At 64.2% G+C, this 8,352-nt stretch carries 8 protein-coding genes and 1 pseudogene; 3 read left to right on the plus strand and 6 right to left on the minus strand.

Translation table 11 applies throughout. The annotated features are described in order from the left end of the window. Positions 1-128: 128 nt before the first annotated feature. Positions 129-485 (minus strand): nuclear transport factor 2 family protein, encoded by a 357-nt coding sequence (locus WEA77_RS01435; protein WP_368066093.1) that lies wholly within the window; start codon positions 483-485, stop codon positions 129-131. Between the two features lie 88 nt (positions 486-573). Here WEA77_RS01435 and WEA77_RS01440 point away from each other — a divergent pair, with 88 nt between their 5' ends. Next, positions 574-972, plus strand: coding sequence for a hypothetical protein (locus WEA77_RS01440; RefSeq protein ID WP_368066094.1), 399 nt, complete (start codon positions 574-576; stop codon positions 970-972). Between the two features lie 9 nt (positions 973-981). On the opposite strand, the gene ccrA is transcribed toward WEA77_RS01440, so the two are convergent. Beyond that, positions 982-2,253: a crotonyl-CoA carboxylase/reductase gene (ccrA, locus tag WEA77_RS01445; protein ID WP_368066095.1), complete on the minus strand. Its 1,272-nt coding sequence runs from the start codon at positions 2,251-2,253 to the stop codon at positions 982-984. A gap of 156 nt (positions 2,254-2,409) precedes the next feature. Here ccrA and WEA77_RS01450 point away from each other — a divergent pair, with 156 nt between their 5' ends. Continuing rightward, the gene (locus tag WEA77_RS01450; protein ID WP_368066096.1) at positions 2,410-3,300 is read left to right on the plus strand and encodes an aminotransferase class IV; all 891 of its coding nucleotides are present in this window, start codon (positions 2,410-2,412) and stop codon (positions 3,298-3,300) included. On the opposite strand, the gene WEA77_RS01455 is transcribed toward WEA77_RS01450, so the two are convergent. Together WEA77_RS01455 and WEA77_RS01460 are read right to left on the minus strand one after the other, a co-directional pair. Next, complete coding sequence (locus tag WEA77_RS01455; protein WP_368066097.1) at positions 3,240-3,548, minus strand: SemiSWEET family sugar transporter; 309 nt, start codon at positions 3,546-3,548, stop codon at positions 3,240-3,242. The two genes, WEA77_RS01450 and WEA77_RS01455, sit on opposite strands and share 61 nt — an antisense overlap. Positions 3,549-3,620: 72 nt before the next feature. After that, positions 3,621-4,124, minus strand: a complete 504-nt coding sequence (locus WEA77_RS01460) for a hypothetical protein (RefSeq protein WP_368066098.1) — start codon at positions 4,122-4,124, stop codon at positions 3,621-3,623. A gap of 151 nt (positions 4,125-4,275) precedes the next feature. Between WEA77_RS01460 and WEA77_RS01465 the strand changes: the two genes are divergently transcribed. After that, on the plus strand, positions 4,276-6,270 hold the full coding sequence (locus WEA77_RS01465; RefSeq protein WP_368066099.1) for a methylmalonyl-CoA mutase family protein: 1,995 nt from the start codon (positions 4,276-4,278) through the stop codon (positions 6,268-6,270). Here the strand turns inward: WEA77_RS01465 and WEA77_RS01470 are convergent. Beyond that, positions 6,267-8,093, minus strand: coding sequence for a DUF885 family protein (locus WEA77_RS01470; RefSeq protein ID WP_368066100.1), 1,827 nt, complete (start codon positions 8,091-8,093; stop codon positions 6,267-6,269). The genes WEA77_RS01465 and WEA77_RS01470 overlap by 4 nt on opposite strands. Positions 8,094-8,164: 71 nt before the next feature. Continuing rightward, positions 8,165-8,352 (minus strand): annotated as a pseudogene (locus tag WEA77_RS01475) (hypothetical protein); the annotation flags it as partial.

Raw genomic sequence — 8,352 nt, forward strand, 5'->3', positions numbered from 1 at the left:
GTCATCAGTGCCGCGTTCGGCTGGATGTTCTTCCAGGAGGTCCAGAGCTGGAACGCCGTGGCCGCCTTTGTGCTCATCCTGGGCGGTGTCTGGCTGGCGCGCAGCGGCTGGCGCGGGCGCGCCGCCGCCTAGCGGTAAGCGGCAACCGACTCGCGCACTTCTCCTTGCGCATCGAACAGGAACGTCTCGGCCACCAGTTCCTCCCGGTGGTTCGTGTACAGAAGGGTGACCGCATCGCTGCTGGTCAGCACATTCTCAAGTTCGAAGAACAGCTCGGGCGAGCGTTCCAGTGCCTTGGTCCAATAGTCGCGCAGGGCCGCCTTGCCGGAGATGCTGGCCGCGCGGTTTCCCATCACAAGCGCAATGCGCGGCGAGTGGAACACCACGCCGTCGGCATAGTGTGACAGGATGCGGTCAATGTCCCGGTCGTTCCAGGCCAACATCCAGGCCCGCGCAAAGGCTTCCGCCCTGGATTTGCTCAGCATCCCCGAATTCCTTCTCCCGAACCGGCCAACGGTGCATCTTGCACCGCGCGCGTCTTGCGTCCACCAGTCGGGGTGAAGGAGCCATCTCATGATCCGGCGCGCCGTCCAGATACTGCTCGCGGCGTTCTTCCTGATCGCCGGCATCCTGCATTTCCGGCTGGATGACGCCTTCGCGCGCATCGTTCCGCCGATGCTGCCGTTTCCCATCGCGATTGTCTGGATCACCGGCCTGACGGAGCTGGTCTTTGCCGCTGCGCTGATCGCAAGGTGGCGCCTGCCTCTCACCGGATTGCTGCTCTCGGCCTACCTGCTCGCCGTGCTTCCGGCGAACATCTACATGGCCATTGCGCAGATATCCCTCGGCGACACGGCACTTAGCCCGGCCGCGCTCTGGGTACGTGTTGCCTTGCAGTTTCCGCTGATCGCGCTCGTGCTCTGGTGCGCCGGGGCGCCGCCGTTACGGAAAGCTCAGGACACGGACGGCTGAGTTCCCGGATCAGCCCTGGCCGTTGACCGCCAGCACATCCTCGACCGTGCGCAGGCCCGGTTTCGGCGACGTGACGAGCACCGCCATGTTGCCGGGCAGGTGCTTGTTGTCGAGCATCTTCTCATGGGCGAGCGGAATGTCCGCCCAGGTGAAGACTTCCGACATGCCGGGATCTATGCGGCGGTTGATCACCAGCTGGTTGGCTTCCGATGCCTGCTTGAGGTTCGCGAAGTGCGAGCCCTGCACACGCTTTTGGCGCATCCACAGGAAGCGGGCGTCCATGGTCAGGTTGAAGCCTGACGTGCCGGCGCAGATCACCACCATGCCGCCGCGTTTCACAACGAAAACCGAGACGGGGAAGGTGGCTTCGCCCGGGTGTTCGAACACGAGGTCGACGTCTTTCTTGCCGGTAATATCCCAGATGGCTTTGCCGAACTTGCGGCTCTCTTTCATGTAGTCTGCGAACTCGGGCCCGTTGACCTTCGGCAACTGACCCCAGCAGTTGAAGTCGCTGCGGTTGATCACGCCTTTGGCGCCGAGGCTCATCACATAGTCGCGCTTGTCGTCGGACGAGACGACCCCGATCGCGTTCGCGCCGGTCACGGCGCAGAGCTGCACGGCAAAGCAGCCAAGCCCGCCCGAGGCGCCCCAGACCAGCACGTTATCAGCGGGCGAGACGATATGCGGCTGGTGGCCGAACAGCATCCGGTAAGCGGTGGCGAGCGTCAGCGTGTAGCAGGCGGCCTCTTCCCATGTCAGGTGTTTCGGGCGTGGCATGCACTGGCGGGCCTGCACGCGGCAGAACTGCGCGAAGCTGCCATCCGGCGTCTCGTAGCCCCAGATACGCTGGCTTGGCGAGAACATCGGGTCGCCGCCATTGCACTCCTCGTCGTCACCGTCATCCTGGTTGCAATGGATCACAACTTCGTCGCCGGGTTTCACGCGTGTGACGCGCTTGCCGACGGCCCAGACGATGCCGGAGGCATCGGAGCCGGCGACGTGGAAGGGTTGCTTGTGCACATCAAAGGGCGAGATCGGCTCGCCGAGCGCGGCCCAGATGCCGTTATAGTTGACCCCGGCCGCCATCACGAGGACCAGCACTTCGTCGGAATCGATTTCGGGCACCGGCACCTGCTCGACCAGCATAGCGGTCGAGGGGCGGCCATGGCGGTCACGCCGGATCGTCCAGGCATGCATCAGTTTCGGAACATGGAACTCCGGCGGGATCTCGCCGACTTCGTAGATGTCCTTGGTGACCCGGCCTGCTGTTTTGGTCGCCATCACTTTGCCTCCGTTGCGTGGCTATCTGGCCTGTCAGGCGCTCTGCGGCGTCTTCACAGCCCCTCTTGGCGCGGGCACAGTGGCAAGTGTCATGCCGCAGCGCAAGAAAAATGTTGCGGCGCACAAACCTGCCCAAATAGATCGAGGCCCAGCCATATGCCCGTTTGTCCTGTCGTCCACCTGAATGGATCGTTTTTGCCGCTCGCCGAGGCCCGAATCTCGCCTTTGGACCGCGGGTTCCTGTTCGCACATGCCGCCTATGAGGTTACGGCCGTGTATAATGGCTGCTGTGTGGATCTCGGCGGCCATATTGACCGCCTGACACGCACCCTGGGCGGCATCGCCATTCCAAACCCGCATGATGCGCCCGGCTGGGAAGCGCTCCATACGGAACTGATCGTGCGCAACCAGCTGACCGAGGGCCTCGTCTATCTGGAAGTCACCGGCGGCGCCTATGACGCACGCGACTTCGCAGGGCCTGAAACCTTCGTGCCCACTGTCTTCGCCTATGCAGATGCCAAACCCCTGATCGGCGCGGTCGCGCGTGATGGGATAAAAGCGGTGTTCCTTGACGACACACGCTGGAAGCGGCGCGACATGAAAACCACGCAGCTCCTCTCCCAGGCCCTCGCTTACCGGACGGCCAAAGAGCAGGGGGCCGATACCGCCTTCATGGTCGAAGACGGCTTGGTCACCGAGGCCGCCTCCGCCAATGCATGGATCGTCACGAAAGCCGGCGAGATCATTACCCGCGATCTCTCGTCCGCCATCCTGCCGGGCATCACCCGTACGGGTGTCATGGCGCTGCAGGGCAAGGGCGGCTTCACCATCACCGAGCGCGCCTTCACGCCGGACGAGGCGGCAGGCGCCGCCGAAGTTTTCACGACCTCCGCCGGCGCCATGATCGCCCCGGTCACGCATCTGGACAGCAACCCAATTGGAAACGGCAAGCCGGGGCCGGTCACCCGCGAGATCCAGCGGCTCTATTACGAAGCGATGGGCGCCGATGTCTCGTCCGCGGCGCCCTGGACGCGGGAGCGTGCCTGAAGTACGGCGCGTAGTTTCAGCACCAGAATAGTCATCGCCAACACCAGCGTCACCCCGTTCGACAGGATGATCGGCAACGCCCCGAGCAGTATGCCATAGGCGAGCCAGACCGAAATGCCGGCCGTGAATAGCGCGTACATGATCAGCGAGACGCCCTCGGTATGACCTGTGCGCACGATGTGCGCCGCCTGCGGCACGAAAGAGAGCGTCGTCAGCATGGCGGCAATCATGCCGATGAGTTCAGTCATGGAGCAGGCACTTTCGCGGGGCAGCCCAACCGGTAATCCGTTTCGGGCGCACGCTCCAGTACGCTGCGCGCGTTACCGTGTATCGTTGTCAATGATCTCGCCTTCGAGGATCACGGATCCGGCCGGTGCATTGCGGGGCGGCGGTTGGCCGGGCTCCGTGCGCATTTGCGCAAGACGCGCGCTGAGGCCATTGGCCAGCAGGGCCCCGCCCGCCGACAGGCCGATGACCGCCAGGTCAGGCCAGCCCAGCCCGCGCGACAGGGCCGTGTCCCGGAACAGCGCAAGCACGCCGAGGGTAACCACGAACACGCCCGTCAACAGGCCGGTTCGCACCGCCAGACCGGTCATCAGCGTGGCCGGATTGGACCGGACCGCGATGCCCAGCGCCTTGCCGAACCTGCGGCGCTCGAAAAGGCTCACGGCCAGCATCACAGCGGCGAGGGCCGCAATCGACAGCCAGCCGCGCTCCAGAATCGCCATCAGCACAGCGCCCGCCGGGAAGGCGGCCAGCGATCCCGCCCGCAGCGAGAGCGCCGTTTTCAGCGCGGCAGCTGGATCTTGAGAGGGGGCGGGCAAGGGCGTGTTCCGGTCAGACGCTGGAGAGCTGGTCAAGATGTCGTGGCTCGGCGCCTGCATTCAAGCAGCCTGCGGCACAGTTTTGCCGGGCCTTGCCAGCGGGCGGGGCCTCAGCCATGTTGCGGCGCAACAAAAGGGGAGGCAAAGCCGGATGAGCAAGCCCGATACAAATTACCAGCACGCGCCTGAAGAGCCGTGGATCTTCCGGACCTATGCTGGTCACTCGACCGCGCAGAAGTCGAACGAGCTGTACCGTCTGAACCTCTCGAAGGGTCAGACCGGTCTCTCCATCGCCTTCGACCTGCCAACCCAGACCGCTTATGACGCCGATCACATCCTGTCGAAAGGCGAAGTCGGCAAGGTGGGCGTGCCGGTGAAACACCTTGGCGACATGCGCCTCCTGTTTGATCAGCTGCCGCTGGAACAGATGAATACCTCGATGACGATCAACGCGCCCGCCGCCTGGATGCTGGCGCTCTATGTGGCCCTCGCCGACGAGCGCGGTGAAAGCCGCAAGAAGCTGCGGGGCACGACCCAGAATGACATCGTCAAGGAATACCTCTCGCGCGGAACGTATGTCTTCCCGCCGGAACCCTCCTTACGGCTGATCGGCGACATGGTGAGCTGGTGCTATCTGGAGGTTCCAAAATGGAATCCAATGAATGTCTGCTCTTATCACCTGCAGGAAGCCGGTGCGACGCCGGAACAGGAGCTGGCCTACGCCCTCGCAACTGCGATCGCCGTGCTCGACACTGTGAAAGCCGGTGGGCAAGTTCCGGAATCAGACTTTGAAACTGTCTTCGGCCGGATTTCTTTCTTCGTGAATGCGGGAGTTCGTTTTGTAACGGAACTTTGCAAGATGCGCGCTTTCGTGGACCTCTGGGAAGAGATCGGCCGCGAGCGTTACGGCGTCACCGATCCCAAGGCGCTGCTCTTTCGCTACGGCGTTCAGGTGAACTCCCTCGGCCTCACCGAGCCGCAACCGGAAAACAATGTCTACCGCATCCTGATCGAGGCGCTCGCCGTCACGCTCTCCAAGAAGGCCCGTTGCCGCGCGCTGCAGCTGCCGGCCTGGAACGAGGCCATGGGCCTGCCACGTCCCTGGGATCAGCAATGGTCGCTGCGCCTCCAGCAGATCCTCGCCTACGAGACCGACCTGCTCGAGTTCGAGGACATCTTTGACGGCAGCCATGTGATCGACGCCAAGACGCAAGAGCTGAAGCAGAAAGCCCGCGCCACCCTCGCGAAGATCGACGAGATCGGCGGCGCCAAGGACGCGATCGGCTTCATGAAGGAAAGCCTCGTCGGCGCCCATATTGACCGGATCCGCGCCATTGAGTCCGGCGCGATGAAAGTGGTCGGCGTAAACGCCTATACCGAGACTGAAACGAGCCCGCTCGGCTCCGGCGACGGCGCGATCATGACGGTCGACCCCGCCGAGGAAGCGGCTCAGGTGCGCGACCTCAGGGCCTGGCGTTCGGCCCGCGACGGCAGGGCCGCCGAAGCCGCGCTCGCTTCGCTTCGCGCAGCTGCTGGCGAAAACCGCAACATCATGGAGCCGTCCATCACCTGCGCGAAAGCCGGCGTGACGACCGGAGAGTGGGGCACGGTCCTGCGCGAAGTCTTCGGCGAGTTCCGCGCGCCGACCGGCGTTGCGCTTGTCGTCGGCTCGGATGGCGGCGAAGATATCGAAATCGTAAAGGCTGAAGTCGCCCGCGTCTCTGAGGCTTTGGGACGTACACTGACCTATGTGCTCGGCAAGCCGGGCCTCGATGGCCACTCCAACGGCGCTGAACAGATCGCCGCGCGCGGCCGCGCCGTCGGCATGGATGTGGTCTACGAAGGCATCCGCTTCACGCCCGCGCAAATCGCCGCGCAGGCCAAGGCCGCCGATGCCCACGTTGTCGGACTGTCGATCCTCTCGGGCAGCCATCTCGACCTCGTGCGCGAAACCATTGCCGAACTGCGCGCCGCCGGTCTGGGTGATGTGCCGGTCGTTGTCGGAGGCATCATCCCGCCGGAGGATGCGCGCGCGCTGAGACAGATGGGCATCGCCCGCGTCTACACGCCCAAGGATTTCAGGATCACCGAGATCATGGGCGACGTGACAAAGCTGGTCGAGAAAGCCTGGTTGGTGAAGGGCTAGGCGCCCTTCGCCAGTTCGGCCGCGATCCACTCATCGACCACCTTGTCGAGGATGCCGAGCGGCATCGCCCCGCTGCCGAGAACGGCTTCGTGGAACTGTTTCAGGTCAAACCGGGCGCCGAGGGCTGCTTCGGCCCGAGCCCGCGCGGAGAGGATTGAAAGCTGCCCGGTCTTGTAGGCCGTCGCCTGGGCCGGCCAGACGGCATAGCGCTCGATTTCGCGCACGACTTCGTCTTCGGTCTGCCCGGTCTTTTGCTTCATGTAGGCGATGGCCTCTTCGCGCGACCATTTCTTGGCGTGCATGCCGGAATCGACCACCAGCCGCACCGCGCGGAACATTTCCGCCTTGAGCCGGCCAAGGTCGCCGAGTGCATCTTCGTTATACATGCCCATGTCGGTCGCGGCGATCCGCTCTGCGTAGAGCGCCCAGCCTTCCGTATAGGCCGTGAACGGACTGAACTTCCGGATCATCGGGACGCCGGTGATCAGCTGCGCGGCGGAAATCTGGAAATGGTGGCCGGGGGCGGCTTCGTGGTAGAGCAGGGTGGGCAGCGTCCAGCGCGGATTGTCGGTGGTGGTTTTCTGGTTGATGTAGAACCGGCCCGGGCGTGAACCATCCAGCGCGGGCGGTGTATAATATCCGCCGGCTGAGGAATCCTGCGAGTATTCCGGCACGCGCACGATCTCCAGGGGCTGCGGCGGCAGGGTGACGAAATAGTCGCCTGCCTTGGCCATCACCTGCTCATTCAGCTGCACGAGATAATCCAGCATCTCCTGCCGGCCGGCGTCGTCATTGGTGAAGTTGTGGGCCGGATCGGTCATCAGCGCTTCGACGCGCTGCGACTGCGTGCCCTCGGTCAGACCAGCTGCCGTCAGGATGGCGCCGACCTCCGCTTCGATCCGCGCTACTTCCGACAGGCCAAGCGCGTGGATCTCCTCGGCGGGCATGTCGGTCGTCGTGCGCGATTTCAGCGCCGCCGCATAAATCCGCTCGCCGTCCGGAATGCGCCATATCCCGGCATCGTGGGTGGCTTGGGCGCGCATGTCCTGCATCAGCGCAATCATCGCCTCATACCCCGGGACGACGCCGCTCCCGACCGCTTCCGCCGCCTCGGCGACCAATGCGGCCTTCTTCTCGGCGCTCAGGCCCTCGACCTTGTCGAGCCGGGCGGGCAGGCTGGTGACCAGGATGTTCGCGGCCGCGCCGCCTTCGATGAAGGCCTGCATGCCGGCAATCGACTTGTCGATGATGAAGTCCGGCGGGATGACGCCCGCCGCGCGGTCGCCTTCGACGCGCGCGCGCACTTCCCGCAGCACGCGGCTAAAGTCCCGCACGCGGCTCACATAGCGCTCTGCGCTCTTCTCGCTGACGATCACATGCGTGTCCGTCAGGAACTGGGGCATGTCGACCGTCACCCCGGAAATCTGGTTCACGCGGTAGCCACCATGTTCGAACTCCGCCTGCCGGATCAGGTCATCGAAGAACCAGGCGACAATTTCGTAGCTGAGCAGTTGCTTTCCCTCGAGCCCGTCGGGGCCATACTTGTCGAGCCCTGCGCGCGCCTTGCGCAGCTTGGCGAGCTGCTTCTGCTCGCCGGCTTCGGTATAGTCGCCCAGCTTGCCCGAGTGGAAATCCAGCGGTGTATTGTCGATCAGGCCCAGCTGCGTCATCAGCTCGGGCGTCTCCATGGCAAAGGAGATCGTCGCCTTGTTGATATAGTTGTTGATGCCGACCGGCTTCCACCAGAACCAGGTGTAGAGGCCGAAGGCGGCAACAAGCAGCAGGCCGGAAAGGCCCGTCAGGATTTTCAGGAACAGGCGCATGGATCAGCCTCCGCAGCACTTTCGCGAAGCCATGCCTAGCGCCACATCCGGGCGCCGTCACCGGGCGCCGGTCAATTCCCGGAGGCCGCGTCGCGGAAAGCCTGCAGCATGGCCAGCGTTTCCAGTTGTTCCGGTGGCAGGTTCTCTAACGGCGGGCAGCGCGGGTCGGTGTCCTGGATCGCCTTCACCATCACCGGCGTCAGCGCGATCGGGTCGCAGCCATGCGTCTGCTCGCAGATCAGGTCGAACTCCGGCTTCG

Source organism: Hyphomonas sp., assembly GCF_040882205.1.
Lineage (GTDB): Bacteria > Pseudomonadota > Alphaproteobacteria > Caulobacterales > Hyphomonadaceae > Hyphomonas.